We start from the raw sequence: 15,379 nt of genomic DNA, 5'->3' as shown, positions 1-15,379 counted from the left end.
ATTACTGGCTGATGATGGCGCCCGGCGGAGCATAGCCCGGTAGCGAGATTTCGATGGCATCCTGCCCCTGTCCGGTAGAGCGCAGGCGAATAGCTCCCTCATACTCGCGCGGCTCTGCTGTCGCACATTCCGCTTTGACGTATAGGGTTGAGGTGTAGGGGTAGCTAGTACCGTCAGGATCCTGGGGATTGACATCGGTTGTGAAGTCAACCCAGTTGTCATTAACGGCAGCTTCATGGTCGTGAATGGCAATGGGTTTTTCATTGGCCTTGGAAGGCAGTTTTGGTAATGCGCTATCGCCAGGCATATGGCGTACAGAGGTAAACGTGCGCCCAATGCGGAATACCACCTCGGTTTCACGTGCAGCACGCGGATGGTTGGAGAAAAAATAGGCTGCTTCTACGGATTTACCGGCGAAGCCGCCGCGCACAACGTCATTCAATTCAAACGATTTGCCATTTTTCAGCGTGATGTTTTTTAGCTGGACATGCGTGCCATACAAACAGAACCCATTCTCCGGATTGCGCCAGAGGGTATCGCTGACAGTTGCTACATCGGGATCGGCCTGAACATATTTCTCAGGGACCAGGGCAGATTTTGAGGTATAGGCGACGAGTTTGTATCCTGCGAGCGGGGCCCGCATCACATCACGCATCATGGCCTCGGTGTATACCGCGCATTCGTTTTCTTCAGACGCTGAGGGAGGTGTACTCAAGCCTAGGCCAAAGTCCCCGGTGGTATTGCAGATGCGATAAGCAGATTCACTAAATCCAGCTATCGGAATATCGACAAATCCTAATTTTGCATGTGCCTGATGACTGGTTATGATCAATGAGGTTAACAATAACAAGTGGTTTGTATTCATTTGCTCTACAACATCCTTTTTTCATCTAAACCCTGACGCATCCGCGCCAGGGGGCTTGCGTAACAGTGATTCAACAAAGGTTTAAAAACTGGTATTTGCCCCCGCTGGAACAAAACCAATAGTGCTGATGGTGACCCATGGCTGGGTTTCCTGGCCGGTCTGACGAATTTTCACGCTGTTCGGCAGGGCGACAGGAGGAGCTGAGCTGCATGTACTGCGGACATACATCACGGAGCTATCCGAGGCGGATGCTCCATCTTCATCCGCACCCCCGGAAATATCCAGGGTGAAATCTACCCAGTTAGCGCTGATAGCAGCGGTTTGCTGTGCAGCTGTTGGGTTACCAGGAGGGGTTGGGTAAGTTTGGCCTACGCCATTGATCTCGGTGCTGGCTGCCGGTGCACCACTGGTGAGTGGCTGAGCCAGATAGCCTGTCGCAATAGTGTTTGGGTTGAAATAATTTGCCTGCATTTGTACTGAGGTGTGGGTGCGGCCGATACGGAAGATAGGTGAGTACTCAACAACACTAGGAGGCAAGTAATATCCGGCCTGCAGACTGGTGGAGTTGTTAAAACCCGCAAATGCTATGTCATTGACGGCGAGTTTTTGTGATCCTGTGCGTTGCGGGTGGTAGTCAAAGTCGGCTGCCGCCACGGTGTTCATGCGCAGACGCTTGGCAAAGATGCATTCGGTGTTGGCGGCATTGCGGAATACACGTTCATCCATGAATGCAAGTGATTGGCCGTTGGCCGTGATCGTGCGGGTCAGTGATGTACCGGACACCAGAGTAAAGCCACTTACCGGTGAAGTGTTGATATTGCTGGGGAATACAGCGCAGGTGTTGTTGGCACCCGCAGTTGGAGGAGTGTGGGTGACAGAACCAAAATTGCCCGTCTGGTTGCATAAAGTATAGGCAGAGGTGCCACCACTGGTTACGAAACCCGTGGCGGGTAGAGCGACCAGCCCAGTAGCGTGGCTGGCGGTGGGGATCAAATACAGCGCTATGAACAAGACAGGGTGAACATTCAGTCGTTTCATTATTACGCTCCTTAAATTTGGTTACCCAACCTTCTGGCACGAATGCCAGAAGGTGGTTCTCAGAAACGAGAATTCACTACATTAGAAGCTGGTGTTAGCGCCTGAACGTGCAAAACCAGTTGTGCTAATCGTGACCCATGGTTGAGTCTCTTGGCCGGTTTGGCGAATTTTCACGCTATTAGCCAGCGCAACCGGTGCTGCAGATGTGCATGCAGCACGCACATACAGCATGGAGCTGTCTGGCTCGGTGGTACCGTCCTCATCCTCACCGCCGGTGATATCCATGGTGAAATCAACCCAGTTGGTGCTGATCGCGGCAGTTTGCTGCGCAGCTGTTGGGCTACCTGGGAAGGTTGGATAAGTTTGGCCTACACCATTGATTTCAGTGCTGGCTGCTGGTGCGCCGCTGGTGAGCGGTTGTGCCAGATAACCTGAAGCAATATTGGCAGGATTGCTGCCATCTGCTTGCATTTGCACGGAGGTGTGAGCCCGGCCGATACGGAAGACAGGCGAATCTGAAATGTTGGTGAAGTAATAGCCTGCCTCAGGGGTTGTCGTGCTGCTGAACCCAGCAAGCGCTACATCATTCACTTCCAGTTTTTGAGCGCCAGTCAACTGCGGGTTGTAATCGAAATTGGCGCTGGCGGCAGTGTTCATACGCAGACGCTTGCCGTAGATACACTCCGTGTTGTTGGAATTGCGGAACACGCGCTCTTCAAGGGTGCCAAGAGTCTGGCCATTGGCTGTAATGGTGCGGGTTACCGAAGTGCCAGAAACCAGCGTAAAACCAGAAACAGGCGAAGTGTTGATATTGGACGGGAACACAGCACAAGTGTTGTTTGCACTTGTTGTTGGTGCAGTGAAGTCATCCGAACCAAAATTGCCAGTCTGGTTGCACAGTGTGTAGGCAGAAGTGCCCCCGGCAGTTGAAAACCCTGTAGATGGGAGACCAACCAGACCGGTAGCTTGGGCAGCGCCCGAGACCACACCCAGAACGGCAACAATAGCGGCATGCAAAGACAAGTTTCTCATTACTATCTCCTATAGTTACAATAGGCAGGCATTTGTGGCTGCCCGCTTCACCAATTCACCTCAATCAGCATTAGGGCCTGTAAAACGCTAAGTTGATTGCGGATGAATATTGCAGGGGGCAGTCACAATGCCCCTTTCCCCCTTTAAAACCATAAAATTCCCTAAAAATCATACGTGAGGCTGACCCAGGCAGCTCTAGGCGCACCCGGCGCCAGGAAGGTGCTGCTTCGCCATTCGCTGGAGTTGTAGTTAAAGCCTCCGGTGCCTATCAGACCGTTGGTGGATGGGGAGAACGGATTAAGGCCCAAACGCCCCGCACTGTAGTATTCCCGGTCAAACAGATTATTAACCTGCAGACGCAGGGTCAGGTTCTTGTCCAGTTTGTAGCTGGTATGGAAGTTGAATACGGCATAGCCTGGTGTTTTGCCTGGAAAGCGCACATTGGGCCGGTTGATAGTGTAACTACAGGTCGCGTTGGAGCCGTATAGCACCCCATAATCATTTACGGCTCTATCTCCACACCCTCCCACCAGAGGCAAGGATTCGCCTTCACGGTGTTTGTTATTTTCGTTGCCGCGCACAAAAGCTTCGGAGTGCATCACGGCAGTGATGCCCATAGACCAGTTGTCGGTAATGTCATAGCTGAAACTTGCATTCAGGTTATGCAACGGCACACCGGGAATACGGTCTCCCGGACGCACATGAATTTGCTGATAGCCCGTAGGTGTTAGTGAACTTGCCAGACCATCTCGTTGAATGACATTGCCAGCACTGCTGTTGTTGGGGCTTGCCGTCAGGAAGTCATCCTGAAAGGTTGCATCAGTCAAAGAGTAATTAACACGGAAGCTAGCCCGCCCCGATTTGCCTTGCAGGCCCATTTCTACCCCCTGCCTGCGAGTAGCCCCTACATTCTGGAAATAACTGCGGTCGGGCGTGAACGATACAAAGTAAATATCATCTTCCAGATTAGATTGGTACACGCTGGCATTCCACTGAATATCTTCGGTGATATAGCCACGTGCACCAAACTCCAGAGTCTTGGAGATGACTTGTTTTAAATATGGATCGCCCGACAACGTGCTTGGCAAACTGCAAAAGCGCCGTTCGACCAGAGAGCGCGGCATGGTACTAATCACATTGCCCGCCGTATCATAGTTAGGGACAGGGGTGTCGTCGTATGCGCACCCTAGTTCAATCACCGAGGGGGTGCGAGCTCCTTGACTCCAGTTGCCATAGACATTCAACTTTTCATTGACTTGCCATGTGCCGCCAAATGATGGATTTAAAGAGTAGTAGCTAAACTTTTCCGTTTCTGCTGAACCAATCAGGCCTCTGCCCGCAGCATATTCGGGTGTGAAGTAATTGATCTCTCCGGAAGGGCATTCATCTGCGGTAATCGTGCCGTCATTGTTATTATCCGTACATAAGACGCCTAAACTGTAAAAGTTAAGGAACGAGGCCGGGCCATTCAGGCCAAGGATATTGTTGGTGGCCAGAACATTGCGTACGCGTGTGGCGTTGTAGCGCAATGAAGTATTGAAGTTAAGGTTTTTCGTGGGTGACCAAGTCTCGCTGGCATACAGGCTCTTGGTAATGCTGGTGCCGTTGAAGTCATTCAGCCCCAGACCATAAGAGGCTGCCGCGTATTCATAGCCTATGCGGTCTGCGGCCAGATAAGCGTTGCGGTTAGCATCCAGAAGCCCCAGTTGCTGCTTGCTGTTGTAGTCCGCCCCTGCGCTGTCGATAGAGGCACCCACCATGAACTTGTGCTTTTCCAGATTCCAGTTAAGTTGCAGCGAAGCGCCATCAGTAATCTGGTCGATCTGGGTGTTGGTGATGACAGCTGTGGGCGTGCAATTATTGCCTTGGGCATCACAGGCATAACCTGGGCCTGTGCCTCGTCCTGTTCCCGAGTTCGCGTCTGCTCCATCGCGGTTAATGCCGCGGCTGCCTACTGAAGTGTCATTTCTGACGATGAGTCCAAGTGGTTTTCCTAACCCAGGGTTGGCTGAGTTGAACTGACCGAGCTTGGGCGCCGAAGCGATGATGTTCCCATCCTGATCTCGCTCATAAATCAAATAGTCGTCCGGATTAATCGCATTTGCGCCAACATAGACAATGAACCCACTATTATCCAGATAGTTGCCATTCAAATAGCCTTCTGAAACACCCCCTACACTGTAGGTATAAGCTTGCCCACCCTGATTATTGATAACACTGGTAAAACCATATTTTTGCGAAATGCCATCCCAGTTATTTGGAAAAGATCGATTAGCCCACATCTCTTTTATATATTGGTTATATTGAGAGGGCAGGGTTGGGTTTAAGGTTGAGTTCGGATTCGCCCCCCATTGAAGTGCTTGACGAACCACATTGCCTTCGGAGTCGATAACATCGACCGTACCTTGCCCCGCGACCGCTGGCGAGTTTGCATCCGTGCCTATGGCCAGATTGTTAGGATCAAATGCTGTGTTTTCAGAGCCATCGGACAGGAATTGGGGATTGCCATGGATATCAAGCAAGTAACCTTCCGTTGTCGCGGCCACATTGTAGACTGTGGCTTGAAGGTCTGGCAGACCATCACGATCATAGTCGGTAAAGCCAGCTGATACTTTTTCTCCAGCCTCCGCGCGACGGGTGACTGTTCCGCTGATATTGGTATTGACATCGCCAGTGCTACCGTGGCGTTTGCTGTCACGTCGATACACCTGGGCCGTGACGTTAAAGGTGTCGCTGACATCCCAGATGCCGCTCAGTTGAAACTGCGCCAGTGTATTTCTGGTGATATCCGGCGAGGTAAATACCTGAGAGTTGTCTTGCATTGCCATCTCGGTCGGCAGCATGCCGTTACCCACCAATTTGTTTTGCGCTAGCAGGGTGGCAAAGCTCAATCGCAGGTTTTCATTCTGCCATTCCGCTTTGCCGAACACTTGATTCACCCGTGAAGGGGAGTTGTCGCGCCAGCCATCTTCCATGAATAGATTGGCCGATAAAAAACCGGCAATCACGCCGTTATTTCCGCCCCATGAGGCCTGTAATTGCTTGCGGCCAAAGGATCCGGTCAGGATCTGTGTTGATCCGCCGACATCAGTAAAGCCACTTTTGGTTCGCATGGAGATGGCGCCACCCAGTGTTCCCAGACCAAATACCGGGTTACCGCCGGGGAACACATCGATCGAGCTCAATGCGTTAAGCGGGATCATGTCCCAGTTCACGACATCGCCAAATGGTTCATTAACCCGAACGCCATCAACAAACACGGATAAGCCCTGTGCCGTGCCGATTTGAGGGCTTGCAGTAAAGCCGCGATAAGTGACATCCATTTGAAAGGGGTTGCTCTGGTAATCATTGACATTGACCGATTGCAATTTTGTGTTCATCAAATCAGTGATACTTAAGGCATTGGCTTCTTTGATTTCCTTGGCCGAGATGCTCTGCACATTGCCGGGAATCTCTTCCTTGGTGAGTCCCAGCCCTGGCAGGGGTCCCACTTCATACAGCCGTTTTGCCCGCACCTGAATCTCCTGGAGTTTCATTGCTGAACTTTCACCGGGTAGAGCATTCGGGTTATTTTCTGGTTGGGTTGATACCCCGTTTTGCTCATCGGTACCTGCAGCCAGCAAGATGCCTTTGGATACATTAAAGCTGGACGCTTGCGCGGGTAGTTGCGCTAACGCATCCTGTTTGTTGGTTTTTGCTGCGTTGGCATATTCCTCTTCAATATCCACGGCGTGAGCTTGGGTACACAGTGCGATACAGTAAGCCCCTATTGCTCGGGAAATTTTCCCGGTTTTCTTTTGAGGAAAATGTGATTGGAAATCCTGATTTTTTTGCTGCATGCTGCCCCATAGGGCAAGCTTTTGGCCTTGTTTTGAGCCTTTTTTTATTGTCTGGTTATATGTTTTTTGAAATTGCATTTACATCCCTCCACGATAATCATGAAGGGGCAAGAGATGTGCCAAATGTAAAAATATGTAACTAAATAATAGAAAAAATCATATAAATTAAAAGGTTGATGTTTCGATGGATTGTAAAAAGTTGTAATGCCTAAAATTGCGAAGGTGGTTGGTAGTAGCCAAATTGGCTGAAGATATGCAGCCAATTTGGCTGATAGTAACCAGCACGCGAAAAAGTTCTAACGGTGCAAGTGATCGGGAAAATTTCCCGATGAAAGCTAGGCGGGCGAGCGTAAGTCTGGCAGCGCGTTCGTGGGGGAGAGGTCTGTGTAAAAAGGCGATGTCAAATCACGTCTGCGGATGGAAATAGCAACACAAATGTAAAAAGCCTGTTAAGCAGCAAGGCTTTATGAAATTGGTGTAAAAACCGCTTGCCATGCGGGTAAAACAGTGCTTCTTGAATTCATTTATACACACCACCTAAAGTGTTACATTAACTCGTGTAAAAAAATGATACAAATCCAATAACATACGAATTTATTTATAATAAACAACGAGTTGCAAATAAGTTCAAAAAATAAGCGATTTAAAAAAGTCCTTATAAATGCAATGGTTACATTTTTAAGTCACAGCTATCCACATAATTATCCACAGATTTTGTGGATAGGAATATTTCGTATTTGGCACCCTTTCAAATGAAAATAAATCAAGCTTTTTTTCGTACTATTTGGCCGGTGGTGGAAGGCGGGGCGGTGGAGATTATCGACCAGACCCAGCTGCCGCACCGCTTGCATATCGCCCGCATCGAAACCGTGGATGAGATGGTGCATGCCATCAAGCACATGCAGGTGCGCGGGGCGCCTTTGATCGGTGCTGCTGCGGCGTATGGCATGGCCTTGGGTATTGTCGATGGCGCGCTGGATGGCGATGTTGAGCGCACTGGCGAAGTCTTGTTGCAGAGCAGGCCAACCGCAGTAAACCTGCGTTGGGCGGTGCAGCGCATGCAGCGCGTGCTTTTGGCCTTGCCGGTGGAGGAACGTGCAGTTGCGGCCTGGCGCGAGGCGGCGGTGATTTGCGATGAAGATGTCGCGCTGAATCAGGCCATAGGCCAGCATGGTTTGAGCATGCTGCGTGCGTTGGCGAGTGCGCATGGTCGCGGCTCTGCGGCGCAACCCTTGCAGATACTCACGCATTGCAATGCCGGCTGGCTGGCGACGGTGGATTGGGGCACGGCTTTGGCACCCATCTATGCCGCGCACGAGGCTGGGCTGGCGGTGCATGTGTGGGTGGACGAAACCCGGCCGCGCAACCAGGGCGCGGCATTGACCGCCTGGGAGCTGGCGCAGCATGGTGTGCCGCATACCATCATCAGTGACAACGCGGGTGGGCACCTGATGCAGCATGGCAAGGTGGATTGCGTGATCGTGGGGGCCGACAGGGTGACGGCAACAGGCGATGTCTGTAACAAGATCGGCACCTATCTAAAGGCGCTGGCAGCCCATGACAATGAGGTGCCGTTTTATGCGGCTGTGCCATCGCCCACCATAGACTGGAGCATGCAGGATGGACGGCGGGAGATTCCCATAGAAGAGCGCGATGCCGATGAGGTGCACTATATGCAGGGTGTGACGGCGGATGGGGTAGTGCAACGGCTGCGCATCACGCCGCCGGGGAGTGCGGCCGCCAACCCGGCCTTTGATGTGACACCTGCGCGACTGGTGACGGGGATTATCACCGAGCGGGGCGTTGCCAGCCCGGCTGCATTGCATGCGCTTTTTCATACCTCAGACTGATGGAATGTGGGTGGGCACCGCACCGATACGCAGGCTACAGCAATCCGTGTAAGATCGCAGTTCACGTTCCGGGAGTGAACATCATCATGCTCAGCCAGCGCGAAAACCTGTTGAATACCAGTCGCAAGCTCGTGGAGTTGGGGCTTAACCGTGGCACCTCCGGCAATGCCAGCGTGCGCAGCGATAAAGGGTTTTTCATTACGCCCTCGGGCATGGAAGTCGATGCCATGACCCCGCATGACATGGTGCTGATGGATATGGCTGGCAAACACAAAGCGGGGTGCAAGCCTTCCAGCGAATGGCGTTTCCACCGGGATATTTATCAGGCGCGGCCTGAGGTTGGCGCCGTTATCCATGTGCACTCCACGTTTGCCACCAGCCTGGCTTGCCTGCGTCGCGATATTCCACCTTTTCATTACATGATTGCCGTAGCCGGTGGTAGCGATATTCGCTGTGCGCCCTATGCGCTGTTCGGGTCGCAAGCCCTGTCGGATGCGGCTTTACAAGCCCTGCAGGGTAGGCGCGCCTGCCTGCTGGCGAATCACGGCATGATAGCCTTGGGTGCCACGCTTAAGCAGGCGCTGGATATTGCCCATGAGGTGGAAACCCTGTGCGAGCAATACTGGCGTGCCTTGCAGGTGGGGGAGCCCGTGTTGCTGACTGAAGCCGAAATGGCGGAGGTCTTTGAACAGTTCAAGGGCTATGGGGCATGGGCCGAGCCCTCCCAGGCGGCATCGGCATAAGCTGGCAACACATGCGAGTGCGAAAATGAATACTCAGGAATCGACATGCAAGCCTTATATCTGACCTCCAGCCTGCGCAAGCTTGAGCAACAGTACGCGTCAGAACCGCTGATGGAGCGGGCAGGGCACGCAGTGGCGACCTTGGCCCGCACATTGTTGGCGGAGGGACACAACCGTATTCTGGTGGTCGCCGGCCCCGGCAATAATGGCGGTGATGCGTTTGTCGCCGCGCGCTACCTCAAGGCCTGGTGGCACGAGGTGACGGTGGTATTTGCCGGGCAGCGTGCCAGCCTGCCGCCGGATGCTGCGCATGCTTATGATGGCTGGCTGGAATGCGGGGGCGAGGTGCTGAACACCTGGCCGGAAACGGGAGCCTGGCAACTGGCGATTGATGGCTTGTTTGGCATAGGCTTGCAGCGGCCCCTGACCGGTGAGATGGCGGACCTGGTCGCACGCATCAATGCCCTGAGCGTGCCTGTGCTGGCGATTGATATCCCCAGTGGCCTGGCCGCTGACACCGGCGTCATACTGGGGACGGCGGTTCGTGCGACCCATACCATTACCTTTCTCGGCCGCAAACCCGGGCTCTATACGCTGGATGGCCCAGACCATGCCGGGAAAGTGCATGTGGATTTGCTCGGCTTGCCGCCTTTGCCGGAAGCCGATGGTACCTTGCTGGATGCACCTTTCGCCTTGCCTGCCCGCAGGCGCTTGAATAGTCACAAAGGCAGCAATGGCAGCGCAGGCGTGATTGGTGGTGCGGCCAGCATGACAGGCGCTGCCTTGCTGACCGCCCGTGCGGCGTTGCTGCTCGGCGCTGGGCGTGTTTATGCCGGTCTGCTGGACCCGGCTGCACCTGCGCTGGATGCGGAGTATCCGGAATTGATGCTGCGCGATGCTGACCAATTGCCCACGGTGCATGCCCTGGCAGTGGGGCCAGGCATGGGCCGCTCGCCGCAGGCATACGCGGCCTTGCAGCAGGCGCTGGCTAACCCGGCGCCGCTTGTCCTGGACGCCGACGCGCTTAATCTGCTGGCAGCAGATGCTGATTTGCAGCATCGCCTGGCTGAGCGGGCACCTGGTTCGGTGGTGATCACGCCGCACCCCGGAGAAGCGGCGACCTTGCTGGCGACGGACACGGCCAGCCTGCAGGCGGACCGCATTGCTTCCGCCAGAACCCTGGCGGTGCGTTATCAGGCAATTGCGCTGCTCAAGGGCTGCGGCACGGTGGTGGCAACGCCGGATGGGCGCTGGTGGATTAATGCCAGTGGCAACCCCGGGCTGGGCAGTGCTGGCATGGGTGATACCCTGACCGGTATCATCGTCGCGCTGGCAGCGCAGGGCTTGCCTTTGCTGGAATCCACCCTGCTCTCCGCGTACTTGCATGGGGCGGCAGCCGATGCGGCGGTGGCCCATGGACAAGGGCCGGTCGGGCTTACTGCAACGGAGGTCATGCTCTCTGCCAGGCGCTTGCTGAATCGCTGGCTGAGTACCGCCCACGCTTGATGACTGGACGCACAGAAGCGGTCGATAAGGCCAATTGTCATTTGTGGCGAATGGCCGTTTCCAGTAAAATACGCTTCCGTCCGCAATGTCCGAAAAGCTCCATCACATGACCAAATACGTATTCGTTACCGGCGGGGTTGTTTCCTCACTTGGTAAAGGCATTGCAGCCGCAAGCTTAGGCGCAATTCTCGAATCGCGTGGTATCAAAGTTACCATGCTCAAGCTAGATCCCTACATTAACGTCGACCCGGGCACCATGAGCCCGTTTCAGCACGGTGAAGTGTTTGTCACCGACGACGGCGCTGAAACCGACCTCGACCTCGGCCACTATGAGCGCTTTATCAGCGCCCGCATGGCCAAACGCAATAATTTCACCACTGGCCAGATTTACGAAACCGTCATCAAGAAAGAACGTCGCGGCGAATATCTGGGCAAGACGGTACAAGTCATTCCGCACATCACTGACGAGATCAAGGCCCACATCAAGCGTGGCGCCGAAGGTGCCGATGTTGCCATCGTTGAAGTAGGCGGCACGGTAGGCGATATCGAGTCCCTGCCATTCCTGGAGGCGATTCGCCAGATGGGGATAGAAGAAGGCAAGTCCAACGCCTGTTATATCCACCTGACGCTATTGCCCTGGATTCCCACCGCCGGTGAGCTCAAGACCAAGCCTACCCAGCACTCGGTGAAAGAGTTGCGTGAAATCGGTATTCAGCCCGATATCCTGCTGTGCCGTGCTGACCGTACCATTCCTGATGATGAGCGCCGCAAGATCGCGCTTTTCACCAATGTGCCACCGGAAGCGGTTATTTCCGCAATTGATGCCAGCTCCATCTATCAGATTCCTGGCCTGCTGCATGACCAGATGCTGGACGAAATCGTCTGTCACAAACTGAATATCCTGGCACGTGCTGCCGATCTTTCCAGCTGGAACAAGATCGTGCATGCGCTGGCAAACCCACGCTATGAAGTCAATATTGCCTTCGTAGGCAAATATGTAGACCTGACAGAATCCTATAAATCGCTGACCGAAGCCCTGATACACGCGGGGATTCATACCGAATCCAAGGTCAAGATCCACTACATCGATTCCGAAGATATCGAGAAAAACGGCACTGGCGCATTGAAGGCCATGGACGCCATTCTGGTTCCCGGTGGCTTTGGCAAGCGCGGCACCGAAGGCAAGATTGCCGCTATCCGCTATGCCCGTGAAAACAAAGTGCCTTATCTGGGCATCTGCCTCGGCATGCAGCTGGCGGTGATTGAATTTGCCCGTGATGTGGCAGGTCTTGCCGATGCCAATAGCACCGAATTCAATCCTGAAGGGCCACATCCATTGGTTGGCCTGATCACTGAGTGGAAAGACGCCAGCGGCAATGTGGAAGTGCGCAGCGAAGACTCCGACCTGGGCGGCACCATGCGCCTGGGTGCGCAGAAGTGTCCTATCGAGCCTGGCACCATGGCGGCTGCTATTTATGGCAGCGAAGTCAACGAACGCCATCGCCATCGCTATGAAGTCAACAATCATTATGTTGAACAATTGCAGGCGGCAGGCCTGGTGATTTCGGCGCGCACTCCCACAGAAAATCTCTGTGAAATGATCGAGTTGCCGCAGGATGTGCACCCCTGGTTTGTGGCGTGTCAGTTCCACCCGGAATTCACTTCCAATCCGCGTACCGGGCATCCGCTGTTCAAGGCTTATGTGCAGGCGGCATTAGCCAGAAAAAACAAATAGGCTGGTTTGAAAGGGGAGCCTGTCTCCCCTGAGTTTTCCGTCGCAGACAGCTTGATGGACGATCTGCTTGGTGAGCATGGGCAATTATTAAAGGCGTAAAAGTATGAAATTATGTGGTTTTGATGTTGGTATCGAGCATCCGATTTTTCTGATCGCTGGCCCATGTGTCATTGAGTCCAAGCAAATGGCGATTGATACCGCCGGGCAGTTGAAGGAAATCGCCGCTGCCATCGGTATTCCCTTCATCTACAAGTCTTCTTACGACAAGGCTAATCGCAGCTCCACCAAGACCTTTCGCGGCTTTGGCATGGAAGAGGGCCTGCGTATTCTGGACGATGTGCGTGCGCAGATCGGCGTGCCTATCCTGACCGATGTGCATACCGAAGAGCAGGTGCCGCATGTGGCGGCTGTGGTCGATGTATTGCAAACGCCCGCATTTCTGTGCCGCCAGACCGATTTCATTACCGCCGTCGCTACCTGCGGCAAGCCGGTGAATATCAAGAAAGGCCAGTTCCTGGCGCCAGGCGACATGAAACAGGTGGTGCAGAAAGCCAAGGAAGCCAATGGCGGCGCCGATACCATCATGGTTTGCGAGCGCGGTGCTTCGTTTGGTTACAACACCCTGGTGTCGGATATGCGCGGACTTGCTATCATGCGCGAGACACAATGTCCGGTGGTGTTTGATGCCACCCACTCGGTGCAGCAGCCCGGTGGTCAGGGCGACAAGAGTGGCGGCCAGCGCGAGTTTGTGCCGGTCCTGGCCCGTGCGGCTGTGGCTAGTGGCATTGCCGGTCTGTTCATGGAGACCCATCCTGACCCCAGCAAGGCGCTGTCAGATGGCCCGAATGCCTGGCCTTTGCCCAAAATGAAAGACTTGCTGCAGGTGCTGGTGGAACTGGATCGCGTGGTTAAAAAAGCCGGTTTTATCGAGCATACGCTATAACAGGAGCCTGTCGGCGGAGAGGTCCGCAGGCAGTGCCGCAGATCGATACGTCATACCCATAAGTACCGTTTATTAAGTACCGTTTGTTTATTGGCATGTACCTGTCCCCGGGGCAGAACCATTCAAGTTTTTATATAAAGGAAGAAAAAGCATGAGCGCAATTGTAGACATCATTGCCCGCGAGATTATTGATTCCCGCGGTAACCCGACGGTAGAAGCGGATGTGTTGCTGGAGTCCGGCATTATTGGCCGCGCTGCCGTGCCTTCCGGTGCTTCTACTGGCACCAAGGAAGCCGTCGAGCTGCGTGACGGTGATACGGGTCGCTACCTGGGCAAGGGTGTACTGCAAGCCGTTGAAAACGTGAATACCGAAATCGCTGAAGCGATTGTGGGCCTGGATGTGGAAGAGCAAAGCTTTATCGACACCACCCTGATTGATCTCGACGGCACTGAAAACAAGAGCCGTTTGGGTGCCAATGCCATCCTCGCGGTTTCCATGGCCTGTGCGCGTGCCGCTGCCGAAGAATCCGGCCTGCCACTGTACCGTTACCTGGGTGGTTCCGGTTTCATGCAACTGCCTACCCCCATGATGAACATTATCAATGGTGGCGCGCACGCTGAAAACAGCGTCGACATGCAAGAATTCATGATTATTCCAGCTGGCCTGCCCAGCTTCCGCGAAGCCCTGCGTGCAGGCGCTGAAGTATTCCACGCCCTGAAGAAGACCCTGCACAAAAAGGGTCTGGCCACCACCGTGGGCGATGAAGGCGGCTTTGCGCCTGACCTGCCATCCAACGAATCTGCCATTCAGCTGATTCTGGAAGCCATTTCCGCTGCTGGCTACGAGCCAGGCCGCGACATTCTGCTGGGCCTGGACTGCGCCAGCTCCGAGTTCTACAAGAATGGCATGTATCACCTGGAATCCGAAGGCCTGCAACTGACCTCCGCCCAGTTCTCTGACTATCTGGCAACCTGGGTCGACAAATACCCCATCATCAGCATTGAAGACGGCATGTCCGAGCATGACTGGGATGGCTGGAAGCTGCTGACTGACCGCATGGGCAAAAACGTGCAGCTGGTAGGGGATGATCTTTTCGTCACCAACGCCAAGATCCTGCGTGAAGGCATCCAGAAGGGCGTAGCCAACTCCGTGCTGATCAAGGTCAACCAGATCGGTACCCTGACTGAAACCTTCCAGACCATTGAAACCGCCAAGCGCGCGGGTTACACCTCGGTGATCTCGCATCGCTCCGGTGAAACCGAAGACACTACGATTGCGGATATCTCGGTAGCCACCAATGCCTTGCAGATCAAGACCGGCTCCCTGTCCCGTTCCGAGCGCATTGCCAAGTACAACCAGCTCTTGCGTATCGAAGAAGAGCTGGGCGACGCAACCAGCTACGCTGGCATCGATGCCTTCTATCATCTGGCTCGCTAAGCACTTGCCGGATTAAATCAACATGCGCAGTTTGCCTGGCAGACTGCGCATTGTTATTTAAAACGTATCCATGCGATTTTTAACCCTTATTTTTGTCATACTGATTGCGACGCTGCAGTATCCCTTGTGGCTGGGCAAAGGCAGCTGGTTGCGGGTGTGGGACTTGAACCGGCAAATCAGCGAGCAGAAAGACAAGAACGCTCAGTTAAAAGCGCGAAATGATACACTGGACGCAGAAGTGCGTGATCTGAAACAGGGCTTTGCTGCCATTGAAGAGCGCGCCCGCAGTGAGCTGGGAATGATCAAGCAGGATGAGGTGTTTTATCAGGTGATCGATAAAGCACCCGTTGTACCGCCTGCACCGCCCGCTGCACCACAAAAATAAGAGTT

General features: G+C 54.0%; 11 protein-coding genes. 7 read left to right on the top strand and 4 right to left on the bottom strand.

Annotated elements, in window-relative coordinates; genetic code table 11:
• Nucleotide 1: 1 nt before the first annotated feature.
• The 4 genes from ACWWD9_RS09935 to ACWWD9_RS09920 form a co-directional block, all read right to left on the bottom strand.
• Nucleotides 2-715 carry a hypothetical protein gene (locus ACWWD9_RS09935; protein ID WP_455866939.1) on the bottom strand — a complete coding sequence of 238 codons (714 nt, stop codon included), beginning with the start codon at nucleotides 713-715 and terminating at the stop codon, nucleotides 2-4.
• Nucleotides 716-946: 231 nt separating this feature from the next.
• Nucleotides 947-1,903, bottom strand: coding sequence for a hypothetical protein (locus ACWWD9_RS09930; protein WP_013441680.1), 957 nt, complete (start codon nucleotides 1,901-1,903; stop codon nucleotides 947-949).
• Nucleotides 1,904-1,984: 81 nt separating this feature from the next.
• Complete coding sequence (locus ACWWD9_RS09925) at nucleotides 1,985-2,935, bottom strand: hypothetical protein (RefSeq protein ID WP_013441681.1); 951 nt, start codon at nucleotides 2,933-2,935, stop codon at nucleotides 1,985-1,987.
• Nucleotides 2,936-3,096: 161 nt separating this feature from the next.
• Nucleotides 3,097-6,852, bottom strand: a complete 3,756-nt coding sequence (locus ACWWD9_RS09920) for a TonB-dependent receptor domain-containing protein (protein ID WP_013441682.1) — start codon at nucleotides 6,850-6,852, stop codon at nucleotides 3,097-3,099.
• A 674-nt stretch (nucleotides 6,853-7,526) separates the two neighbouring features.
• On the opposite strand from ACWWD9_RS09920, the gene mtnA reads away from it, so the two are divergent.
• From mtnA to ftsB, 7 genes are all read left to right on the top strand, one after another.
• Entirely contained in the window at nucleotides 7,527-8,624 is a 1,098-nt protein-coding gene (gene mtnA / locus ACWWD9_RS09915; RefSeq protein WP_455866938.1) for an S-methyl-5-thioribose-1-phosphate isomerase, read from the top strand.
• A gap of 86 nt (nucleotides 8,625-8,710) precedes the next feature.
• The gene (locus ACWWD9_RS09910) at nucleotides 8,711-9,367 is read left to right on the top strand and encodes a class II aldolase/adducin family protein (protein WP_013441685.1); all 657 of its coding nucleotides are present in this window, start codon (nucleotides 8,711-8,713) and stop codon (nucleotides 9,365-9,367) included.
• A 45-nt stretch (nucleotides 9,368-9,412) separates the two neighbouring features.
• The gene (locus tag ACWWD9_RS09905; protein WP_455866937.1) at nucleotides 9,413-10,873 is read left to right on the top strand and encodes an NAD(P)H-hydrate dehydratase; all 1,461 of its coding nucleotides are present in this window, start codon (nucleotides 9,413-9,415) and stop codon (nucleotides 10,871-10,873) included.
• A gap of 106 nt (nucleotides 10,874-10,979) precedes the next feature.
• Entirely contained in the window at nucleotides 10,980-12,608 is a 1,629-nt protein-coding gene (locus ACWWD9_RS09900; RefSeq protein ID WP_455866936.1) for a CTP synthase, read from the top strand.
• Between the two features lie 103 nt (nucleotides 12,609-12,711).
• The gene (gene kdsA, locus ACWWD9_RS09895) at nucleotides 12,712-13,551 is read left to right on the top strand and encodes a 3-deoxy-8-phosphooctulonate synthase (protein WP_013441688.1); all 840 of its coding nucleotides are present in this window, start codon (nucleotides 12,712-12,714) and stop codon (nucleotides 13,549-13,551) included.
• A 151-nt stretch (nucleotides 13,552-13,702) separates the two neighbouring features.
• Complete coding sequence (eno, locus tag ACWWD9_RS09890; protein ID WP_013441689.1) at nucleotides 13,703-14,989, top strand: phosphopyruvate hydratase; 1,287 nt, start codon at nucleotides 13,703-13,705, stop codon at nucleotides 14,987-14,989.
• A gap of 70 nt (nucleotides 14,990-15,059) precedes the next feature.
• Nucleotides 15,060-15,374, top strand: a complete 315-nt coding sequence (ftsB, locus tag ACWWD9_RS09885; protein ID WP_455866935.1) for a cell division protein FtsB — start codon at nucleotides 15,060-15,062, stop codon at nucleotides 15,372-15,374.
• Nucleotides 15,375-15,379 lie beyond the last annotated feature (5 nt).

It is taken from the genome of Methylovorus sp. SPW-M1 (assembly GCF_053848825.1).
This window is presented reverse-complemented; position numbering and strand designations above follow the sequence as displayed.